This is a genomic window from Maricurvus nonylphenolicus, from assembly GCF_042854845.1.
Classification (GTDB): domain Bacteria; phylum Pseudomonadota; class Gammaproteobacteria; order Pseudomonadales; family Cellvibrionaceae; genus Maricurvus; species Maricurvus nonylphenolicus.
Genome location: NZ_AP031499.1, coordinates 212,293 through 234,427 on the forward strand (window position 1 = coordinate 212,293; position 22,135 = coordinate 234,427).

22 protein-coding genes are annotated in these 22,135 nt (G+C 46.5%); 18 read left to right on the forward strand and 4 right to left on the reverse strand.

All coding sequences use genetic code 11. From position 1 onward, the window contains the following. The first annotated feature begins 5 nt into the window (after positions 1–5). Positions 6–734, forward strand: a complete 729-nt coding sequence (locus ACGHZ6_RS25625; RefSeq protein ID WP_390619311.1) for a TIGR03747 family integrating conjugative element membrane protein — start codon at positions 6–8, stop codon at positions 732–734. A 129-nt stretch (positions 735–863) separates the two neighbouring features. Here the strand turns inward: ACGHZ6_RS25625 and ACGHZ6_RS25630 are convergent, their stop codons facing one another. Genes ACGHZ6_RS25630 through ACGHZ6_RS25640 form a run of 3 tightly spaced genes read right to left on the reverse strand, consistent with a single transcriptional unit; the run spans position 864 to position 4,616 of the window. Then, positions 864–1,802, reverse strand: a complete 939-nt coding sequence (locus ACGHZ6_RS25630) for a DUF2971 domain-containing protein (protein WP_390619312.1) — start codon at positions 1,800–1,802, stop codon at positions 864–866. 10 nt (positions 1,803–1,812) lie between these two features. Next, a complete protein-coding gene (locus ACGHZ6_RS25635) occupies positions 1,813–3,504 on the reverse strand; it encodes a hypothetical protein (RefSeq protein ID WP_390619313.1) in 1,692 nt (563 codons plus the stop codon). After that, entirely contained in the window at positions 3,501–4,616 is a 1,116-nt protein-coding gene (locus ACGHZ6_RS25640; protein WP_390619314.1) for a DUF4297 domain-containing protein, read from the reverse strand. Before ACGHZ6_RS25640 ends, ACGHZ6_RS25635 begins: the two co-directional genes overlap by 4 nt. Positions 4,617–4,787: 171 nt before the next feature. Here ACGHZ6_RS25640 and ACGHZ6_RS25645 point away from each other — a divergent pair, with 171 nt between their 5' ends. The 17 genes from ACGHZ6_RS25645 (at position 4,788) to radC (ending at position 20,518) form a co-directional block, all read left to right on the forward strand. Then, positions 4,788–5,078, forward strand: coding sequence for an RAQPRD family integrative conjugative element protein (locus ACGHZ6_RS25645; protein ID WP_390619315.1), 291 nt, complete (start codon positions 4,788–4,790; stop codon positions 5,076–5,078). Then, the gene (locus tag ACGHZ6_RS25650) at positions 5,078–5,317 is read left to right on the forward strand and encodes a TIGR03758 family integrating conjugative element protein (protein ID WP_390619316.1); all 240 of its coding nucleotides are present in this window, start codon (positions 5,078–5,080) and stop codon (positions 5,315–5,317) included. Before ACGHZ6_RS25645 ends, ACGHZ6_RS25650 begins: the two co-directional genes overlap by 1 nt. A gap of 119 nt (positions 5,318–5,436) precedes the next feature. Beyond that, a complete protein-coding gene (locus ACGHZ6_RS25655; RefSeq protein WP_390619317.1) occupies positions 5,437–5,823 on the forward strand; it encodes a TIGR03745 family integrating conjugative element membrane protein in 387 nt (128 codons plus the stop codon). An 8-nt stretch (positions 5,824–5,831) separates the two neighbouring features. After that, complete coding sequence (locus ACGHZ6_RS25660) at positions 5,832–6,194, forward strand: TIGR03750 family conjugal transfer protein (protein WP_390619318.1); 363 nt, start codon at positions 5,832–5,834, stop codon at positions 6,192–6,194. Continuing rightward, positions 6,191–6,889, forward strand: coding sequence for a PFL_4703 family integrating conjugative element protein (locus ACGHZ6_RS25665; protein WP_390619319.1), 699 nt, complete (start codon positions 6,191–6,193; stop codon positions 6,887–6,889). The genes ACGHZ6_RS25660 and ACGHZ6_RS25665 overlap by 4 nt, the downstream gene beginning before the upstream one ends. Continuing rightward, positions 6,870–7,745 (forward strand): TIGR03749 family integrating conjugative element protein, encoded by an 876-nt coding sequence (locus tag ACGHZ6_RS25670; protein ID WP_390619320.1) that lies wholly within the window; start codon positions 6,870–6,872, stop codon positions 7,743–7,745. Before ACGHZ6_RS25665 ends, ACGHZ6_RS25670 begins: the two co-directional genes overlap by 20 nt. Beyond that, positions 7,738–9,090: a TIGR03752 family integrating conjugative element protein gene (locus ACGHZ6_RS25675; protein ID WP_390619321.1), complete on the forward strand. Its 1,353-nt coding sequence runs from the start codon at positions 7,738–7,740 to the stop codon at positions 9,088–9,090. The genes ACGHZ6_RS25670 and ACGHZ6_RS25675 overlap by 8 nt, the downstream gene beginning before the upstream one ends. Beyond that, complete coding sequence (locus ACGHZ6_RS25680) at positions 9,050–9,406, forward strand: hypothetical protein (protein WP_390619322.1); 357 nt, start codon at positions 9,050–9,052, stop codon at positions 9,404–9,406. Before ACGHZ6_RS25675 ends, ACGHZ6_RS25680 begins: the two co-directional genes overlap by 41 nt. 3 nt (positions 9,407–9,409) lie before the next feature. Beyond that, positions 9,410–12,112, forward strand: coding sequence for a conjugative transfer ATPase (locus ACGHZ6_RS25685; RefSeq protein WP_390619323.1), 2,703 nt, complete (start codon positions 9,410–9,412; stop codon positions 12,110–12,112). A 152-nt stretch (positions 12,113–12,264) separates the two neighbouring features. Continuing rightward, positions 12,265–14,247 carry a hypothetical protein gene (locus ACGHZ6_RS25690; protein ID WP_390619324.1) on the forward strand — a complete coding sequence of 661 codons (1,983 nt, stop codon included), beginning with the start codon at positions 12,265–12,267 and terminating at the stop codon, positions 14,245–14,247. 266 nt (positions 14,248–14,513) lie between these two features. Next, positions 14,514–14,987, forward strand: a complete 474-nt coding sequence (locus ACGHZ6_RS25695; protein ID WP_390619325.1) for a TIGR03757 family integrating conjugative element protein — start codon at positions 14,514–14,516, stop codon at positions 14,985–14,987. 31 nt (positions 14,988–15,018) lie between these two features. Next, complete coding sequence (locus ACGHZ6_RS25700; protein WP_390619326.1) at positions 15,019–15,993, forward strand: TIGR03756 family integrating conjugative element protein; 975 nt, start codon at positions 15,019–15,021, stop codon at positions 15,991–15,993. Then, the gene (locus ACGHZ6_RS25705) at positions 15,990–17,318 is read left to right on the forward strand and encodes an integrating conjugative element protein (protein WP_390619327.1); all 1,329 of its coding nucleotides are present in this window, start codon (positions 15,990–15,992) and stop codon (positions 17,316–17,318) included. The genes ACGHZ6_RS25700 and ACGHZ6_RS25705 overlap by 4 nt, the downstream gene beginning before the upstream one ends. Next, the gene (locus ACGHZ6_RS25710) at positions 17,315–17,656 is read left to right on the forward strand and encodes a hypothetical protein (RefSeq protein ID WP_390619328.1); all 342 of its coding nucleotides are present in this window, start codon (positions 17,315–17,317) and stop codon (positions 17,654–17,656) included. The genes ACGHZ6_RS25705 and ACGHZ6_RS25710 overlap by 4 nt, the downstream gene beginning before the upstream one ends. Then, positions 17,656–19,218, forward strand: coding sequence for a conjugal transfer protein TraG N-terminal domain-containing protein (locus tag ACGHZ6_RS25715; RefSeq protein WP_390619329.1), 1,563 nt, complete (start codon positions 17,656–17,658; stop codon positions 19,216–19,218). The genes ACGHZ6_RS25710 and ACGHZ6_RS25715 overlap by 1 nt, the downstream gene beginning before the upstream one ends. Before the next feature lie 215 nt (positions 19,219–19,433). After that, positions 19,434–19,907: a DUF3577 domain-containing protein gene (locus ACGHZ6_RS25720; RefSeq protein WP_390619330.1), complete on the forward strand. Its 474-nt coding sequence runs from the start codon at positions 19,434–19,436 to the stop codon at positions 19,905–19,907. Positions 19,908–20,023: 116 nt separating this feature from the next. After that, entirely contained in the window at positions 20,024–20,518 is a 495-nt protein-coding gene (radC, locus tag ACGHZ6_RS25725; protein ID WP_390619331.1) for a DNA repair protein RadC, read from the forward strand. A gap of 218 nt (positions 20,519–20,736) precedes the next feature. Here the strand turns inward: radC and ACGHZ6_RS25730 are convergent, their stop codons facing one another. Next, positions 20,737–22,080, reverse strand: a complete 1,344-nt coding sequence (locus ACGHZ6_RS25730) for an IS1182 family transposase (RefSeq protein WP_390619295.1) — start codon at positions 22,078–22,080, stop codon at positions 20,737–20,739. Positions 22,081–22,135: the final 55 nt, after the last annotated feature.

Below are 22,135 nucleotides of genomic sequence, written 5' to 3' on the forward strand. Positions count from 1 at the left end.
GGCGCATGGCTAAGTCGTCCGACTATCGACCACCGCCGCGCAAAGAACCCGGCCTGATCGGTAAGACCATATCCAGTACCGTGGCGCTGATTGTCTGGTTGGTGCTGAGTCTGCTGATTTCCATTGTCATTGAATGGATCGGTATGATTTGGTTCTGGCCAGAACAAGGGGCAGACCACTCACAGACCGTACTCGCCAGCGATCAAGCCTATCTCAGTAGCCAGCTCTACGAAAACTCCCTGAACACCAAGCACGTTGTTGCAGAGAAAGCACAAGATGCGGTGGCATGGGTTGAGAAGCAGATGAAATTCAACGCGAAGCCGCCGAACTTCAATGCCAAATCCAATAAGACGATGAGTTCCATCAGTGACTGGGGCAGCGAGTATTATCGTAAAGCGCAGCCCTATCTGGAAGCGGCAAGCACGGTTACCCAGACCTTTGTCATTCGTTTGGCGTTGATCGTATTTTCAATGCCAGTCTTCCTGCTGGCTGGACTCATCGGTGCCGTCGATGGATTAGTAGAGCGAGACCTTCGACGTTGGGGTGGCGGCAGAGAAAGCAGCAACGTCTTTAATCTCGCTAAGCGATCCGTCGTTCCTGCTTTCGTTGGGGCTTGCGTGATCTATATCAGCCTGCCGTTCAGTATTGATCCGGTCATCGTGCTTTTGCCATTCGCACTCTTACTGGGATTCGCCGTGCGTATTAGCTTTGACCGATTGAAAAAGTATTTTTGAGCTACATCAGCGTACTTATTGGAATTCCGGCGGTACGGTCACTTCGCCACAGTACATGACAAAATGGTCTGATATTCCTGTGGTTAACAATAGCTTTAAATAAATAATACTAATGGCCGTTTGAACAATTTAATCAGTATCGGGAGGCCCAAATATTTCTATGCCGGATCGGGATATTCTAGGGAAATATGAACATGATTCATGGATGTCGCTAGTGCGTCTAAGGTCAAAACTCTGTCTGCACGGATACATACTGTAGAATTTAATATCTCTAGACTTAAGCGATTCTATAACTGAATACATTATTGCGTCGGGGCAGCGCAGGCCGAAAATTATCTCTTCAAGTTTCAATGGTGAGTCCTGAAGGTCGACATTGTCAATAATTCGCCACTCTTTTTCGTACTCCCAAGGTTTGGCTTTACGAAGTAGTACGCTTTCCTCTAACTCTTTTTGAGCCAGAATATTATTTGCAAGGATTGCATTAGCGATCAAGCTGGTTTTTATTGTTCGTGACCCACCATAATTGACCTGATATATTTTTGGTGTGGGCTTTCTATCCAAAGAGTATCCAACGCAAAATCCGCTATGCTGATTTCCATAGTGACTCCACAATAAAGGATTGTCGTATTCCTCGGACAAGCAGCAGACACCTTGGTTATTTTGTTTAACTAATTCTGATTGAATTGTGTACGTGAGCTGCCATTTCTCGGCATCTTCCACCGTTCCTTCATAGTCTGGGTTTGTAGCCAAGTATGCGATGTTATGCAATTCGTCGGCGGCTGATTTATTTGCTTGTCTTATCGCATGTGTCTTCCCTTCATTTTCATTTATTCTTGCTAATTTAAGGGAGGATAAGACTTCGCTTTCTACTCTTTTCTTTATCAGTTCGCTTAAGATGTTTCGTAATGTATGTATATCAGTATCCGGTTCTATGGACGGGCTGCAATCCAAAGGATCGTTAAATCTAGAGGGATCTGAGTAGTAGAGCTGATCATGGCACAATGCTTCAACAGATAAAGCACTAAAAGATTGATAGCGGTATATCCTTGAAGGGAGAGAATCGTTCAATATTAAAATCCTATATTGATAGGTTTAAAGATTCAAAGTGATTAATTTCTTTCGATCCAGTGTCATAATAGTTCTCATCAAGTACAGAATACTTCTTGTCGAATTCTATAACTTTTCCTTCAAAATCAACCTCGCCTGAATCGACTAGGCCGACGATTAATTGCTTATCTTCTGGTCTACTTTCTTTTATGAAGCTGAGTATTTTATTTAAATTTTCCTTGTCCTGCTCTTGTTGGTTTGGTGCGTCGATAACAATCGGGAAGAAAGTAGCATTTCCATTCTTCTCTATAGCTGCTATAGAAGTAAAGAAATAAGCTAATATTGCACGGGGTAGATCACTCCCGCTTTCTTCAATAGATGGCGTTATATTTTTGTAAACACTTTCATCTAATGAATTTACATTCAGCTTTATAGTGTTTTTTCTCAAAAGTTCCCCGTGTTCTTCAATGATACGTTTTCTGCGTTCGGGGTCATCATACTTGGCCATCTCTTCGGTAGTTGAGGCTATTCTTAAATTCAAAGATTCGATTGATTTAAGGTATTCTGTTTTTTCTTTATCTAGATGAATTATTAGCGCCTTCTTGCTTTCTAGATCGATTAGGTCTTTTAGCTTTATATCACCCTGCTTTTGGGATAGTAGTTTATTTATCTTAAGGCGTGTGTCTCTGGCCTGGCTCATGGAGGATTCTGATTTTGAAATGGATTTTTCAATGTTTGACAAATCCTCTCTCAGCGATGAGAGTAAATCAACGCAGGTTTCAGTGTCTTGGGCTATATCAAAACGCTCAGAAAAAGAATTTTCGTAGTTGGCTCCACATGTGGGGCAATCGACAGTATCTCCGATGTCTGATGAAAATTTATAATCATCGCTTAGTTCGTCATGAGTTTTTACAACTATTTCGATCTGTGCCTCAATTCTAATCTTTTCTGTCTTTGAAGATATTATCTCATTCTTGTATTTTCTTTCTAAGCTCTTTAGTGCATTGCATCTATCTATTAATTCATTTACTTCATTTCTAAAGGCGTCTATATCTATGTCAAAATCCACGCCAGAAAAGTCAGATAGGGTTTTGTCGCGGACTGATTGAATGGCTTTTACTTGTCTTTCGGGTTCATCTTTTTCAGATTCTAGATTTTTTCTGGTCGAGTCTAGCTGATACCATTTGTCCGGCTTTATTCCAAAATGATAGCCTGCAACACGCTGCTTCCAATAAGCAAATTGTCCTAGGTTCGTAAACGAACACCATGTTCCTGTCCATCCTTTGTCTTGATCAAGATAGAAAGGTAGCATTAAATATGCAGGTGGTGGGGTTATAGATTTACCATCTCGGTCAGTTAGCTTTAATCTAAAATCAAATATTCTAGCCAATTCAGGAGCCAGCTCATTAGTGACGCTGCTATATGTTCCAATCGGTTCTTTGGATGAGCTGAACAGAGAAAATGATCCTCGATGCCTATAGATGTAAAAACTCAAATTATCTAACTTAAATTTTATCAGCGTTAGAATATCGGCATTTTTCCAGTTTTTATGGATGTTGTGAGGGTTAGCTCCAAAGGCATACTGTATAGATTTAATGACAGACGACTTTCCTGTGTCATTTTCTCCCTTGATGATCGTGGCTATTGGGTCGAACTCGATCTTCCTCGCCTTTTTTTCTCGATGAGAGACGAGAAGCATGCTTTCTAACTGCAAGCTTTTCATTTTGTTTTATCCTTAGGTTTCTTATCAACTTCCGATATTGGATCATTTCTAAGTGCCTCATATACTATTGCTGCCTTAACGTAAGGCTCATCGTAATTTTCAGAATGTGCTTCCATAAGAAAAGGTAATGAGGAATCAACAAGCTCTTTTAGAGTATTAGTGTTCGAACGACTTGGGCATTCTATGACTGATAAAACATCATCACTTAATCTTAGATGTAGATCGTCTGTAACGTTCATTTTATTAACTATATATTGCTGCCAACTTGACTTTATCTTTCTTATTTCATGAAAGGAAAAACTTTCTGCATTCAATACATGACTTGCCTCTTGCCATAAGTCTGAATCGCTGGTTCTCTGGGTGACAGCACCAATCATTGTTTGAAATTCAGATCTTCCAATACTTTTATGGGCTAGTAAATCCGCCGTATGATCTACCTTTTTCTCATAGTTTGACTTTCTTCGTATCTCGTCAAAAAAGGTCTTATATACTAGAGATATATTGATTTCCGATTCGGGATGAACTTTTTCGAAAAACTCTACTAGCTTACCTTTTGTCGTAACTGAATGATCATCTATTCTTAAGTCATTTTTTTCTGTTTCTATTTTTTGTAAACCATGAATGTTGCAAAAATTTTGGCTTTCTGGCTCAAGAGCGGATTGTAGTTTTTCTTTATCTTTGTTGGATAGCTGGCTGAATTTTACCCTCTTCATTTCTAATGCTTTATCACCATTTTTTAGTTTGGTTGATAAAGGTTGATTGGATGTGAAAACTAATTTGGTAGTATTTTCTGGAAATGATTGATAATTGTCATACAGTTTAGCAAGTATAGATGGAGAGCCCTTGTTTTCCTTTGTGAGGGCTCCAATAGTCCAATTCCCTGATGTTTTACTTTTGACTTGATAGAAAATGACTTCAGAAGGATCATTTTGCGAGTCAAACACGACAATATCGTCGTGATATTCAAAGACCATTAGATAATCAGAGTGGTTGGAATGTAACTCCAAAAGTTCACATAAAGACCAATTCTTTTGATAATCAAACCTGTTAGAAGACCTAGAACCAGCGTTTTCTCTCAATGGCTTGTCTGTAAAAGACTCTAGTAAACTCATAAAAACTAATCCGATATTGAATATTTTCTCTCAGGTCGTCCAACCTATAGTTACTAGCTAGCCTCAAGACAGATACAACCGACAATTAACTTTCTTATAACCCTGAAAGCTTTTCTGTAGTTCCTATTGTAACTATCCCTGATCATTGCTCCACCAAACAGGAGAATGATCATGCGCTACAGAATCCTCTTAGCCATTATTGCAATCACCATCGCCTCAGCAAGTCACGCGGTAACAGATCAAGAGCGTACAGTGCTCCAGCGTCTGCATTCTGAGCTAACCGTTATCAGTAGCATCGTTGAGGAAGCCGAGCAATCAGTCAACCAGAATGACCGTCAGCAGGTTGATTACGCGCAACTAAAAGCCGATTTGCAGCGTATTCAGGAGGGGGTTGGCGATATTTTGAACAATCAGCGCCGCGAACCGCGTTCCTTGCCGTCGATTTCTGGAGACTACCGCTAATGGCGGTATCTGCCTCTCAAGAAGCCGCTTTCACCGGGGCAACCCTCGGTGTACCTATGGCCAGCTTCAATCTCTCCATTCTACTGATCTTTTACTCCGTGCTCTACCTCTGGGCAGTTTGGGTGATTTATACCCAGTGGAAAGCCTGGTCGAGGCGCAAGATCGATTTTTATGACTTCCTCATGCGATCGGTCAGACCGATTTTCCTCACTCTGGTCTTAGGCTTCCTACTTCGATGACCTAAAGAAAATACCACTTTCATGTTGAGCCGTAGGCTCGACTTTTTAACCTCGTTATTGGCTCCGCCACCGCGACAGCAACAACGACAAACATTTGGCTACAACATAGGAGAATGCCAATGAATGTCCTAACTGTCCTGTCGCGCCGTAACCGGCAACGAACGTATCAATTTCTCTACTCTCGATGGCAGATGCTGTGGATTGCGTTATTGGCGATTCCAGCTTATGCCCAGCTACCCACGCCGGTTGATCCTTCAAACGGTGCGCCCAATGGAAACTACCTGCAATTTATGGAGGGGTGGACTGGCGATGCCGTTGATTACATCGCGCTGGCCATCTCTGGTGCGGGGTTTCTATGGGTGGGCTGGATTCTGCTTTCCAAGTTCAATGAAGCCAGAAGCTCTAACGATCCCGATTGGGGTTCTGTTGGCCTAACGGCTGTGATTGCCGGTGCGTTGCTGGCCATTGTGTCGTTCTTCTTGAATGAAGCCGTTGGCATCATCTAGGAGCCACCATGACTACAGATCGCAATGAGCTACTGCCGCTGCGTCTGAATGCAGAACCCTCGATATTTCGGGGGTGCTCGCTTTCAGAACTGATGATGTTGGTGACTACGGGAGCAGCAATCTTAGTGCCTTCCAGCGTCATCATCTGCGGCTTGTTTGGCTATCTGATGATGGGCGTGGGCATCGGACTATTGCTCATTATTGGCTGGGTTGTCATCGGAGCTACGGTGCTACAAAAACTCAAGCGCGGTAGGCCACTGGGTTTCTACCAGTTGCGATTGCGGTTGTGGTTAGAGGATTGGCACCTACGCAAATCACCCTTTATTCGGCAAAGCCGCGTGTGGGATGTAGGCCGGAGGGTGCGGTTATGAAAGACCTTTTACCCTTTCGGAACAATCAGGCGCGTAACCGGCTGATGGCTACCACTGACCATGTTCGTTCACTGCGTATCGCTGTTGCCTTTTTGGTCGTCGTCATTGTGGCGCTGTGGTGGCGCAATGGTGTGTTGCAGGAAACGCGGCGGCTCTACATCCCTCCCGATTTAACCCAGGGCATGGTGACTCAGTTTGAAAACGTACCTGCGCCCTTGGTGTACACCTTTGCCTATTACATCTTTCAACAACTGAATCGCTGGCCGTCTGATGGTGAAAAAGATTACCCGCAACAGATATACAAGTTGCAGGGTTTTATGACGCCTACTTGCCGGGTCGCACTGGAAGCGGATATGAATGACAAGCAACGCCTGGGCGAGCTTCGCCAGCGTGTACGTAGCATTCAGGAAATACTCGGCCACTCTTACACGCGCTCGCGTGTGATTTTTGAGAGCAATAGCGCTTGGCTGACTTGGCTGGATGTGAATGTCACGGAATCCATAAACGGCCACCCCGTAAAAGATGTCATGTTGCGCTACCCGATGCGCATCGTCCGGTTCGATGTGGATAAAGAGGTTAACCCGTGGGGATTGGCGCTTGATTGCGATGACACCATGCGACCTGAACTGCTGAGCGAACATCACATTGGCCAACCCTTTGTGCCGGAGGTAAATCATGCTGAACCTACGCAATAATCCTATGCAGATCATTGTGGCTCTGTTTGCCTTGCTGCTTATATCCAGCATGGCTCTAGCAGATCCAACACCTGCCGCCGAGCGGATCGTTTGGGACAAGCGCCCGATTGCTGTACATATCCAAGGTGACCAAGAGCGCATCATTCATTTCCCGAGCGATGTGCGCTACTGGTTGCCTGACAGTTTACAGCGCAAGGTATCCGTCGTTTCAGCTAACGGCGTTTTGTACATTCGAGCGGCTGAGTCTTTTCCGGCCACGCGTATCCGCGTGCAGAGTTTGATTGATCAAACGATTTACCTGCTCGATGTCACTGCTAATGACGCGAAGTCTGTTAGCGATGAACTGGTGATTATGAAGCCAGACGGTGCGGTTAATCAGGCCAAAGACCAGACGCAGAACCGCAAAGCTGATGATTGGCGTGTGCGTTTAACCCGATACGCCGCACAACAACTTTATGCTCCAGAACGTTTATTACGTGGCGATAGCCAGATAAAGCGTATTCCCATTGATACTGAACAGTCTATTCCTCTCGTGCGTGGTCACCAGCTCAACGCGCTGCCTATCGCGGCGTGGCAAGGCGGCGGTTATACGGTCACTGCGATCAAGTTGCGCAATAACACCCAGCGTAAACAGTCATTAGTTTTTTCTGTCAGCCCTAAAACCGACTCAATTAATCTAGCGAGCACCTTGCGCGGTCGCTGGTTAACGGCTGCCACACAGCATGAATTTCTGGGCGCTGCTGGCAATGACACTGATACGACTACCTTGTACCTAGTTTCAGATCGTCCGTTTATTGAAAGCCTGGGTTTTGTCGCTGCACCTAACAAAGAAGTTAAGGAGGCGACCGATGGCTGAGAAGCGTATGAATCCATTGCTTATCGGTGGCGCGGCAGTCGCGGTACTGTGTCTGTCTCTGGTGATGTGCTCTGACCGCAAGGTCAGCCATCAGCCTATCCAAGCGGTGCCAGGTTATGATCCAGCCGCCAAGCGCGAAGATGGTGACACTCAAACCGATACCATTCGCGCATTGCAGGCTTATGCCCGCGAAGCGGTGAATAAGGCCGATGCCTTACATGCTTCGACCGAAGATAAGATGGGGCAAGTGCTGGAAAACCGGCAACAGCTCTCGACACTTGCCCAGTCCAGCGACGAAGCGCAGAAACAACTCGATGACACCAAGGCAACGGTGACCGAGTTAGAACAAACCCTATTGAACCTGCAACGTGAACTGGCCGATGTGCGCAGTGAACAAGCCTTAGCAAAAACACCTCTAAACGAAGATGGCCTACCCATAGGCTTCGGCTTTGATGAGCAAGGTGGTCTGCGTGACGATCCCAACCGAGGGGAATGGTTTAACCCGATTGATTGGGCAGAGCCAGAGTCCGACAGTGGTGAAGGAAACCGTTTTACTGGATTGCTACAAGGCCCAGCGGTCAACGCGGAGCCTGCCGACGATCAAGCATCACCCTCAAGACCGGAAGTTGTTATTGAGCCAGTGTATACCTTACCGAAAGATGCCACGCTCACAGATGGCTTGGCGCTGACGGCGCTCATTGGTCGCATTCCTGTTGAGGGGCAAACACCTGACCCGTACCCCATAAAAATCTACATAGGCAAAGAAAACTTGTTAGCCAATGGTCATGAACTGCCGGAAGTCGAAGGCATGATTTTTAGTGGCCTGGGCTTTGGTGATTGGAACCTGTCTTGTGTCAGTGCCCGGTTGATGTCGGCCACGTTTATTTTTGAGGACGGTTCTATCGTCAATCACAGCAGCGCCGGTCAGCCGTTGGGTTATATCTCTGATCCCAGCGGTGTGCCATGCGTTGCTGGGCGCTTTGTCACCAATGCGCCAGCTTTTCTATCGCAACGCGTGGGTCTCGCCGCTCTTGGTGCAGCAGGCTCGGCTTACGCCGAAGCGCAACAGCAGCGCCAAACCTCAGCATTGACAGGCACCACTACCAGCAATGTGACGGGCAACATTAACAAGCTGGCGGCGGGTGAAGCGGTGCAATCGGCCACGGATGAAGTGAGCGAGTGGCTACTGGCCAGACAGAAACAGAGTTTTGATGCGGTTGTCGTCAATCCAGGTGCGGCGGTATCCGTGCATCTGGATCGTAGCCTACCGCTGGATAAGAGTTCGATTATTAGGAGGTTGCGTTATGCACAAGACGATTCGCACGCTCGCACTGATCTTGATTAGTACCGCATTCATCAGTGGTTGCGCCAGTTCTAAGAGCCGGGTGTTTGGTCAAGACATGCCGAGTATGAAAGCCATACACGACGACAAGTTTCAGAATGAAGATGCGGCACCGCTAACTAAACCTTTACGGGAAGTGCATTTGAAAGAGCCAGCAGCCGATTCAGAGTTTCAATGGCTGCCGAATCCGACGTTAACCATGTACGTGTTTCCACATTTGAGTGGCGCTGGACATCCCGTGCCAGGATACAGCACCTTCTTTAAGTTTTACACCCAGGATCACGTTGCTGCGCCGGGTGAAATCCAGGGTTGGGAGTAAGCCATGACCAAGGATAAACAAACCAATCGCTTGGTGACCGATCAGGATGTTGCAAATCTCTATCGCCGACCAGAATCGCTATCCGACTGGTTACCGTGGGTTGATTTTGATGAAGCGAGCCAAACCTTCACACTGGAAGATGGCTACAGTGCAGCCGCCATGTTTGAGATTGTGGGAGTCTCTACCGAAGCGCGATCCGAGCGCTTTCTCGAAGAAGTACAGGCCAACATTCAGACGTGTATCAACCACACCATACCGGCTCACGATAATCCGTTTGTGTTGCAGTGCTATGTGTCCGATGAAGATTCATTGTCGGCACTATCGAAGACTCTCGATCAATACGCCAGTGACAACCAAAGCCAATCGAATGCTGAGCAGCAGCGACTCACCAATAATTTTGTGGGTCGTATGCAGCGTCATTTCAAGCACGTCACCCATAAAGGCGGGTTGTTTGAAGACACCACGGTAACCGGTGGTGATTGGCGAGGCAAAGTCCGACGAGTACGCGTATTCCTGTATCGCCGACGAGATGCTAAAGATCATTACAACATCGATCCGTTGACCGAGATTAATCAGGTCGCCGAGCGGTTTGTCACTCAGATGGTGGCAACCGGCATTGGTATACGGCGTTGTGATGACCAGGATTTATACGCTTGGCTATTGCGCTGGTTTAATCCCACGGCTGATATGACAGCCGGTGATCTGGATGCATTAACTGAGCTGACAGAACTGCCGAAACTTGAAGAACGCCCCTTTGGACATGATCTCTCTCAATTGCTGTTTCTATCTCAGCCTGAATCCGATCAGAAGCATGGTGTTTGGTGGTTTGACGACATGCCACACCGTGCCATTGCGGTGGATGCGTTACGGCGCAAACCGTATCCCGGTCATTTCACAGGAGAACGTCGTATAGGTGACAATCTGTATGCCTTATTCGACAAGCTGTCCGAAGGCTGCGTGCTGGCGATTACCATCACTGTCATGCCTCAGGACAATGTTGAAAATCATATTGTACAAATTCTCAATGCCGCCAAGGGCGAGACCGCCGAAGCAATGGCGGCAGAGCAAGATGCCAAAGAAGCTTTAAAGTGGATGTCGCACGGCGACTATTTGTTGCCGACAACGATGACGCTATTTACCCGTGGTAAAGACCTTGGCCAATTGCAAAAACGCACCAATGAAGTCAATGCGCTATTGCTCGCCAATGGCCTGCATCCCATTCGGGAAAAAGATGAGCTGTTGCCACTGGATACCTATATTCATCAGTTACCCATGAACTACGAACCCAAACGCGACAAGCTCAATCGCAAAAGTCGATTGGTGTTCTCTAGCGATTTGGCCAACTTGCTGCCGTTCTATGGCCGCAGCAAAGGTACGGGTAATCCCGGCTTGGTGTTTTTTAATCGCGGCGGTGAGCCACTGACGTTTGATCCTCTCAATAAAGCAGATCGTGCCAAGAATGCCTTTGGCCTGGTATTGGGGCCTCCGGGATCGGGTAAATCCGCGTTGATGGTTTATATCCTCTTGCAGGTCGCCGCCATATACGGCGCACGTATTTACGTGATCGAGAAAGGTGGCTCGTTCAAACTGTTTGGCGACTACTGCAAGTATTTTGGCCTGTCGGTCAATCAAGTTACGCTCCACCCGAAAGAAGATGTCAGTCTGCCGCCGTTTTCTGATGCCTATGAAATGCTGGAACGAGAAGCAGCTAAGCAACGCTCATTAGGTAGCGAGGCGTCACTGGATGCCTCAGACAGCGACGATGACGAAGAGCGTGATCTGTTAGGAGAGATGGAGCTGAAAGCTCGCATCATGATTACCGGTGGTGACAGTAAAGAAGAAGCCTCAATGTCCCGCGCAGACCGCCTGACGATTCGGCAGGCCATTATCAAAGCGGCTCAAGATAAATTGGCCGCAGGCAGTAAAGAGATTGTGCTGACCGAGGATGTGGTAACCGCACTTAATCAGATCGCACAGGAAGAAGAAAGCACACCGAAACGTCGAGAACGGGCTAAAGACATGGCCGATGCTATGGCATTGTATTGTTCCGGCACTGCCGGTCATTTTTTCAATCGACAAGGTAAAGCCTGGCCTGAAGCCGATGTCACAATTCTCGAAATGGGACTACTTGCGAATGAAGGCTATGAAGATCAGCTCGCCCTTGGCTTTATGGGGCTAATGAATCAGATCAACGGAGTGGTGGAACGTGAGCAGTATGCTCACCGCCCTACCTTTGTTCTAGGTGACGAAGCTCACTTAATTACCACCAATCCGCTACTCGCCATCTTTCTGGTTAAGATCGTTAAGATGTGGCGCAAGCTGGGGGCTTGGTTGTGGTTGGCCACTCAGAACTTAGAGGATTTCCCTGATACCGCGAAAAAACTACTCAGCATGTTTGAGTGGTGGATTGCAATGGTCTGCCCGAAGGAAGAAATCGAACAGATTTCTCGTTTTAAAGACCTGACCGATGAGCAAAAGCACATGCTATTGGCTGCTCGCAAGGAACCGGGAAAATACACTGAGGGCGTGGTGTTGGCGGATACGCTGCAATGCCTGTTCCGCAACGTACCGCCACCATTAGCGTTAGCCTTGGCTATGACCGAGAAACACGAAAAGCAGCAGCGTGCTGAAATCATGCGATCCCAGCACTGTTCTGAGCTGGAGGCAGCTTTTACCGTTGCTGAAGAACTTGTAAGTCAGGGTTAATGGATTAGTAATCTATGAGTTTGGGTTTGATCCATCCCAAGCAGGAAGAAGTTTCTTACGGTTTGTTTGAAATTTGATCGGATTGTTCAAGTTAGGTGATACATGGTATTTTGGCGTTTCTGCCCACCATCTAAAACAATAGGGAGCATTGTATGAATATTTATAGTCGCTGGGCTTTTGTACTTTTCTCATCTACCCTGATTGCAGCATGCTCATCTCCTCAATTTAAGCAGGGCGAAGTCCAAAGCAAATGGACTCAATCACTGCGTCAATTGGGGATTGTGCCAACTTTTCCGCCAAGAGAAGACTTATTTGTTGGCGATGTATATGTCTCCAATTATGACCCTGAATCTGAGGTGGTTAGTGAGATATTCAGTAAGGACTTTGATAAGCTAAAGCCGGATGAGAAGCCTATACGTCTTTCTATTGGCATGAATTCAAGGCTTCATCGAATTAATCTTCTTGATGAAATCTCAGCGGAATACTCTAATAGCCTTTCAGCGCCACCAACTACTAACGAATATAATTCAATCTTAGAAAATCCGACTCTGGCTGCAATCGATACAAAGATTGCAGCCCAAAAGGCTGTTGTTGACGCTTTGAAAAAGAGTGTATCTGATGCGGCTGAAAAGGAAGCAAAGGCTGAGCAAGAATTAAAGACTAAAAAGAGAGAAAAAGCTGATGCTGACAAGAAGGTAAACGATGCAACAGCGGCTCTCACTAAGGCTAAAGGCAAGAAGCCAGATGTCTCTGCTGAAAAATCTCAATTAGCTCAAATGAAGCTTGAAAAGCGCAGTATTGATGACGAGGTGCTTGCTGCTAAGAGAGCTGTGGAAGACGCGCCAGATGATCCAAAAGATCCAGCTAAAATTACGGCAGATAGGAATAAACTCTTAGCTGACCGCAAGCTTGAGGATCACAATAAAAAAATTGCTAGGCTGACGGCTGATATTACAGCAAAAGAAGCCGTGCCTGCTGATGTTTCAATCGAGGAAAAAGCACTTCAAGATGCTGTGGGTGAGCAATCCGCTCTTGCTACTGCTGTAACAACTGCTACCCGTGCCAAAGAGGATGCGACTGCGGAGAAGACTAAAATTGCTGCTGAAAATGCGCCCAAAATTACGAAGGAAGAGGAAAAGTTAAAAACCTTGACCGACCTTAAAGCGAATGTGCAAATAGCGGGAGCGAAGAATTTATACAGCCAGCCTCAATACACGGCCAAAGATATTTTCAAAGATGAAGTAACAAATGACGTAAATAACAAGCCTGTAACAAAGAGTAGGATTAATCGATTAAGGCTTGTTGGTTTTCCAGAATTTGCAAGTACATCAATCTCGCAAGGTGATTTGTCTGCATTAATCCCTTCAGAAGGGCTTGCTGCAAATATCACAGCATCGAAAGTCGGTAGTATTGTGGTTAAAGTTCCCGCTGCTGAGTCTTATGGTATTTCATTTTCAGAGTTCTTTGACAATGTCTTTGATCAAGAAGCCGTAGATACAGACATAAAGAGTGGACAAAATGCTTCTACAACGATGAAGGTTCGCCATTACAAATTTAAAGATGACAATCTTAAGGATAAGCTTACAAAAACAGCTTTTATGCAAGTTGGCTCTGAGGAGGGTAATAACTCAAGGCATCTATACTTCAGGTTTATAACTGAAGTATTTTATGCAAGAGCAATTGATGTGAGTGTGATTGGTTCAGAAAGGTTCGGAGGACTACTTGAATATGCCAAGCCTTTTAATGTCGGTAGTAGTGACGATAATACCGATACTAGCCAATCCGAAGATCCAACCAAGGACGATTTTACAGGCGCTATCAATTCCACAGCAGGAGGAGAGAGTGACAGTTTCCTTTCCACAATAAAATCTAATTTGGGAAGAACACAGACTGTGCCGGGTGGTGCAATACAATTCCTAAGCGCCAGCGAACGGTCATTAGGGATGAGAAGGGTTTATGACCGGCCGATTGCAATTGGGTTTAGGGCGGTAACTGTAAAGTACGATCTATGCGCTAACTTTGATGAAATCAATGTCAGTAATGAAGATGGAAAATTCATTTACTACAACGATTGTGAAGACTCGATTGACGGCGTTGTGGTCAGTAGCTCTGCCGTCCCATTATCTCCAATGTGACTTTAATAGCTATACCCCTAACACAGCCCCATTACATAGGGCTGTGTCTACTTTTGTAACGATATTTTACCGACATCTATAACGCGGTCTAAACCTGTATTCCAATTAAAAGTATATAGAATGGCATAGCAGCAGCTAAAAAACGTTTTAGCCGTGGATGCTAAGCAGTTTGTAAAACTTACTTTTTGGTCTGAAAGCTTTTCCGTATTAACACAACTGAAAAACTCCGATGATTGAGCCATCAGGACATTGAAGGCTAATCAAAAGTGGCTATCGGAACTAGGTTATTAATTTTCACCGTTACTATCAGCTTAGCTTGTGCGAGTGTACAGGCTGCATCAAGCCTGTGGCCTGAGTCAGTGTTGGTCGTTACGTCTGATAAATATCCGGTAGCTACACCAAATACCTTCAAAAGCTATATCCCGAAAATAACACTATTGAATCTCGATAGTGTTTCTCATATCGAAAGCCGTTTAAGCAAAGGTCTGCCTGTCAACGAAGATCTTGCAACGGCTGAGTTTCATCGCCGCGTCGAATCGATTGGTAGATCACGGATTGAATCTGAATTGCGCAGCGCCTATCAAGCTGTTGGGACAGCTATGGCCCACGATTTAGATCGCTACCCAGCAATAATTTTTGACGAGGAGTTGGTGGTCTATGGATTGACTGACCTATCACAAGCCCTCGATAAATACCGACAGTGGCATTTGGAATCTGGCGAGGTAACGGGTCATGAATAAACTACCAATACTCCTTGTCTTGTTTTTCGCTGTGCTCAGCAATCCTGTTAGAGCCTTTGATGCAGAACCTACGACGCTGACATTGAGCGATATTACCCAGTCCATGACACTTGACCGTTCTTGTCTGAACTACTGTATTACTGGCGTGTGTGTCTGGCTCCGGTGCAGTATCTTCGAATGCTCGATAGAAACAAGTATCCGCGTCCGTCACTACAACCCCGATTTGATTGTCAGTGTCTTTGACAAGCCAGGCGACAATCCGTGGCAGGAAGCGGAAGAAATATTCGGAGATATCGAACGGCAACTAACAGCTTCTATCGTGGGGATTTTTCACGGAGCGGAAGCTGGTGGTGGCCATCGCGTTGAAGGTGGAAATACAGCCACAGACCATAGCTTACGCTTCAAAGAAGTCACGGCGATTGGTCACCCCTTTAGTTCTATTACGGATTTTATCGCCAACAGTGGCTATTACTGTCCATCTGAGGCCGAGTCCTTTCAACCCTACCTGTCTTCGTCCCTTGATGCTCTGACTTGGCGTTTAGGTATTCCTGAATTGCTTTATATACAAAACCTGATTCCTGGCCGACGTGTGGTTGGTTCAGGCATTCAACAGCAATGGGGTGCAGTGTGGCCGCGTACTGGTTTTATCAACCAGAAGGACGATACCAAGGCGTCAGCAGTGGTAGCGCAACGTGCGGGCAATATCGTGACTCAAATCCGCCAGCCTCATGTTTATACGGCCTTGGACGGCAACAATTACAACCGAACATGGCTGCCCGGTGAGCTGGTAGAGAACGATCCTGACACAGGCGTTTGGCAAATGCTCGCACCTGAAATGGATAGCCAGTGTTACGTCTTTGGCGAGAACGATGTGTATCGCAGGGCGTGGTCGTCAGGTCGTATTGCCCACGACAATCGCTATGCCTTTTCTTTGTGGCGTCCGTATCAGTGTTGCGAAGCGCAAGGCGCTTATCTATTCACCGTGCCACTGGAGGTGTGCATATGAAAACCATCAAACATCTCGTTATTGGGTTTGTATTGGTGTTTGGTATTCAGTTTACGCATGCTGAACCTGCGCCGAGTAACGACAGCTTGTTTTACTACAAAATTGGCGGCGGTCGGGATATAGCGATACCACCGAGTTTGAATATCACCACTATCGATTTATCACTGAATGGCTCAGTTTCTGCGCTGTCGTGCAGTGGTTTTGATCCGATGGTCGCAATAGAAAACTCACTGGACAATATTAGAAACGGGGTTGATAACGCTGTAAATGCTTTGGAACTGGCAGCATCAGCGGCCATCGCTAATCTGCCCGGATACATTCTGCAAAAGGCCAACCCTGGTCTTTACGATCTATTCCAGAACGCCTTGCTTAGGGCTAACGAAGCTTTCTCTCTGGCAACCAAAAGCTGCGAACGTATCCAATACGAAATTGCCAATGGCACGAACCCCTATGCCGAGTGGGTAACTGTCAGTTGGGGTGACTCGTGGAAACGTTCTCTCGGTGTTGGCAGCGCCAATATTCATGACGCCGTTGACGACGCAGAAGACGCGCATAACGATGGCATTGAGTGGGTGGGTGGAATACGACGAGGCGGTCAAAATCAAGCCCCAATTCGTGTGCTCACTGATGTGGCTTCGGCTGGCTTGAATATCCTGTCGGAACGACCACCTGAATCTACGGCTAACTTGCCCAGTTCAGCACCATTAGCCAGTCATTTTGCTGGGCCAAATGCGGTAGACGAATGGGTAAATAATGTCCTTGGAGAGGTGGAAATTGGCATTTGCGACGGTTGTAACAAAGGGGCTCGTTCAGGCAAGGGGCTGATTCCCTATATCGAACAAACAACAGAAGACATTCTGCCACTGTTAGTGAATTTGATAACGGGCACCACTCGCCCGACACGAGATAACTTAGAGGCAGTTGAAGCACCTGGTGTCGCCATTACATTGCAGGTGATTCAGGCTATTCGTCAACTGCCCTCGCAAGAGCGTTCAATAGTGCTTCATAAGCTCTCACAGGAAGTTGCGGAAGCAAGAGTCATGGAAGAAGCCATGATAATTAGGCGACTTCTACTCGCGGGAAGAAAGGAAGGTTATATAGCGGCTAATCGAATAGCGCAAAGAGAAGTCGCCACAGCGCTCGATGAGCTAGAAAGCGAAATACAGAACGTCATTTTTGAAAAGGATGCTCGTGACAAGTTTGTCACCTCAACAGTTGTCGAGCTGTTATTGCGTGATAATGCTGAGCGCCAGTCGTCACTGAATACACCCGCTTCGACGGCGGAAGATCCTCGCCCACTCAATAACGGTGGAGTAGAACCATGAGCGGGTTGGTGGTTAAAAGAATACGGGTACGTTGGTTCTATGCTTTGGCAGCTATTGTGTTGCTGTTTCTAGCTGGCCTTTTGATTAGTCTATTAATCAGTTCGGGTAAACTTACAGTTGACCAATATGATGATCAAGCGTGGATGATATGGCGAGTATTGTTCTACGGATTTTTAATTGGGCTATGGCCAGTATTTATAAAGTTCTTGCTGAAAAAGCACCGATTGGAAGTAGGCAAAGAAATATCACGACTACCAGTCATTATCCTAATTGCTCTCTATGAGATATTGATTGTACAAAACCCGCTAAAAGCTCTATTTGGCTTCTGGAGTTCATAATGGCGGTAGATAGCACACTCGAACTCTATACGACCTTATTCGGATGGTTTTTTTACAACAGCATCTGGGACGTTCTCGTAGCTACCGGCATGGTTTTTTTGCCTTTCCTAGGCATATTGATCGATACAATCATTCGCTCTTATGCGGGTGAAGATGCTGAGGAAGCGGGTAACACTACCTTGAGAATTATCGAGGTTGAGTTCTTCATTGCATTCTTTGTGATTCTGATTGCGGCTGTTCCGGCTACGCCGCTTAATGCTGTTGATCTGTCCTTCACACCCCGTGCGGTCATTGGCACGCCTGCTCAGCCTGTGGCAACGGTCGCGAATTCACGGACGACCTACGGCGGTGGGATTTCATTTAATGGAGCACCAGTGAGCGTTGATGTGCCTGTTTTCTGGTTCGCGGTGATGAGTTTTAGCTCTGGTTTCAATCGGGCTGTGATGGAAGATGTGCCACCCACCTTGGACTATCGCGGTTACGCCAATGAGCTGCGAGATGCCACGATCAAAGACCCTGAGCTGCGGCATGAAATCAATGACTTCTTTCGTGATTGTTTTATTGAGGCGCGTTCCAAGTACCTGACTGAGCGACCAGACAGTGCCGCTATTGATGTGCTGTTAAACCGATACGGTGACACCGATCCAGACTGGATAGGCTCACATGTATTTCAAGAAATAGCGGGTTATTACGATAGTTTGCGGGCAGACTCCGTTCGAGAGGGATTTCCCTGGTCTGCGTTAAGAGATGTGGAATGGGATGCGGGTAATAACCCCGTGTATGGAAAACCCTACTGCAATGAATGGTGGCCTCGAATTCAGCAGGCAATCCTAAATGATCTAGGTGATATTGATCTGCAATCCGCAGCAGCAGAACCTAGCTGGGACGCTGTTCAAAGACGAGATGTCATCACGCAACTTGCATTAATTAATTCACCGCCACGTTGGACAACACGCGGCTATGACTTTGCTTACGGGAACTTAGTTGACTTTGATGTTGGAGAATCAGGTGGCGTATCAGTGGCTGTACAGAATGCGATACAACAAGGGTTAGCAGCATACGGATTAGGTAAGGCGTCAATTTCTTTTGCCGCGTTTCTCAGAGTGTTTCTGGAAGCTGCACCCATGATTCAATCATTAGTTTTGATGGGGCTCTATACGCTGCTGCCGTTTTTTATATTGATCAGTCGATATAAATTTTCCTTGCTCATTATCGGCGCATTGATCTTGTTTTCTGTGAAGTTCTGGACGGTGTTGTGGTTTTTCGCATGGTGGGTTGATCAAAACCTGATACAGGCTTTTTACCCTGATCCCGGAAGTATCACTTCATTGTTTAGCACTGATCTCACCTTGAAGAGAATTATCCTTAACTTTCTCACGGGTGGCCTATATCTCATTCTCCCAATATTGCTATCTCTATATCTAGGATTGGCCGGTATTCGTGCAGCTTCTCAGCTAGAGGGAGCAACACAGGCTCTGACGCGAGGGACTTCCGCCGCTGGCAATATAAGTTTGAAGAAACCAAGCCTCAAAAACCGGCCAGGTAATAAGGGCAAGAAGTGAAAATTTCAAATGGAGCCATCGATGGAACAGATACCACCAGTCGCTATTGCTGCCTCAATAGCACCCTCATACCTCGATCACTGCTTTGTGCAGGGTATGCAGCTACCTCAACCGAGATACTGAAAGATCAAATTGTTCACTCACCCAACCGGGGAGCTTGTTGCCCCTTTGGGTCAGCAACTCCTTTTTTCACTCTTTGATTTAGGAGATTTGCTATGAGTACAGCAACCAACCATCAAAAAACCAATTCTGCCAACGCAGAAGAAGTCCGATACTTTAACGAGTACGCGAACGGCATTGGCTACATTAATGGCGTCCGTGACATTAGCGCCGAGGGTAAACCTCCTCGCTATGCTGCTCAAGTCTCGGTTATCCAGGGGCCTGCCGATAATGTGCATTATGAATATCATGATCTCATTGTTGGTTCAGAAACCGCACTCGGTGTCATTCTTGAAAACCGAGAAGCCATAGAATCAGACGACTCGAAAGTGTTGATTCGATTCAATATGGCAAACCCTCGTGCCAAAGCGTTTATCTACAAACAAGGTGAACGTGCCGGTGAACTGGGTTCTGCGATAGGTGGATTCCTGACGCGCATCCTGACACTGAAAATCAATAACGAACTTGCCTATGAAGACAACAGAGAATTTGATGATCAGGCCGGATCGCGTCAAGTCGCAAACGGATAACTAACCACATTGACAACAGGCTAACACATTAGCCTGTTGTCTTTCCTTTCTTATGGGAACCACCGTTCCCATAGGGTCTGGTTGTGTTCCCTCATTTTTATCTTGGGAGCACAGTCATGGAAAATACCCATCAATCCAGTGTCACGTATGAACCCAATACGACTCTGGAAAAAGAAAACCAAGTCATCGAAGAAGCAAAGCAGCTACTTTACAATCGAATGACGAATAGACAATACGAGCAATTTTCTTCGCCAAGTGCTGTAAGAGACTTTTTACGTTTACACCTGGCTGAACGTAAATGTGAGATTTTCTATTGCCTGTTTTTGGATAGCCAACATCGCTTATTGGAGGATAGAGAGCTATTCAAAGGCACGATTGACGGTTGTAGTGTTTATCCACGGGAAGTCGTTAGGGCCACTTTGGAAATCAACGCGGCAGCCGTGATTTTGGCACATAACCATCCATCCGGTGTTGCTGAGCCGAGCAATGCAGATCGACAGATTACAGACCGGCTTAAAAACGCATTGGCTTTAGTGGATGTTCGTGTTCTGGATCACTTCGTAGTGGGAGATAACGAAGTTGTGTCATTTGCTGAGCGAGGATGGGTATAGAAGTATTAATCCATGACACATAACGTGTCATGGATTCAGACTGCTGACAAAGCCCCGGCATTTTTGCTGGGGTTTATTGTTTTTAAGCCCTGCAGATTCTATTTGTCTCACTTATCGTATAGTTGCCGGGATTACCTTTATAAGAGCTGAAGCCACTTTTGAAGGCTTCTCGGGCATCCTTGAGTGTAATATTTGGCAGGTAAACCTTATATTTGGCTTCAGGCAGCCATTTGAGCGATCTTTTTCATGTTTTGAGCCGCTGCCGCCAGTAAGCACTGAGCCTGAACCTTGTTTTTCCCTCTAAAGCGGGCATACCGATAACCATGTAACTGCTTGGCGTCAGCAAAGCTCCTTTCAACCGTTTCTTTACGGCGAACATAAATGGCTTTGCCTTCAGGCGTAAGTCGATGTTGATTGATGCGCTCTTTGCTGTCTTCCCATACGTGACGGGTGATCGTTTTAACGCACTGCTTGTTACGAGTGCAACGCTCTCTTACTGGGCATTTAATACAGACCTCGGGGTCTGATTGGTAGTGCCGGTAACCTTCCCGACTGGTGGTTTTATAGATTAGAACCTCACCCTGCGGACATGTGTAAGTGTCTTGATCAGAGTCGTATTGGTATTCACGTTTGTAAAAATACCCTTTCTTGTGTGTCGGTCGTCGATAACCCATCACGGCGTAGAGGTGACGATCTTCAACGCCTTTGCAGACCGCAGCGGTGAAGTAACCGGCATCGACACCAACCGCTTGCAGGTCAAAACCGAAGCGCTCTGCCTGACGGTCCAGCCGTGAGAGGTAAGGCACCGCATCATGCACATTGCCTGCGGTGACATGCACATCGGTGATGATGTTACAGCGACTGTCGACGGTGCGGTGATCCAGATAAAAGAAGCCCTGAGGTTTTTGGTCGCGCACCATAAAACCACTGTCGGGATCGGTGGTGCTTTGTTTAATCTCCCGCGCCTGTGGTGGCTTCGATGGCGGCGCTAAGGGCTTTTTTCCATGGGCAATGCGATCCTCCGCTACCGCCTTGTCGAGGTCATCCATATAGGCTTGTCGTTCCGTGGTCGCTTGTACCTTCAGGTGCTTGTTCTTGTTGGCATTGGCTTTTAAATGGGTCGAATCTGTGTAGAGGGTATGACCACCCACCAGTTTGCGCTGCATTGCTTGCAGCACAATCTCATCAAAAATCTGCTGGTACACTTCTGAATCATTAAAACGGCGGATGCGGTTTTGGCTGAGCGTGGACGCATCGGGGACTTTGTCGGTCAGACTTAAACCGAGAAACCAGCGGTAAGCCACATTCACCTGCACGTCACGAATGAGTTGTCGTTCGCTACGAACGCCAAACAGATAGCCTAGAAACAACAGCTTAAACATCAGCGTTGGATCTAAGGCGGGGCGACCATTATTGTCACAGTAATAGTCTTTGACCAGTGGATGGATGAAACTGAAATCCACCTTGGCTTCGATCTTACGCAGTAAGTGGTCTTGAGGGACAAGTTCATCAATACAGACAAACTCAAGTTCGGATTGGGTTTGGGGGCGATCTTTTAGCATGACCCATTATGAAAAAGCCCCAGTGAAGATGCCAGGGCTTTGTCAGCAGTCTGAA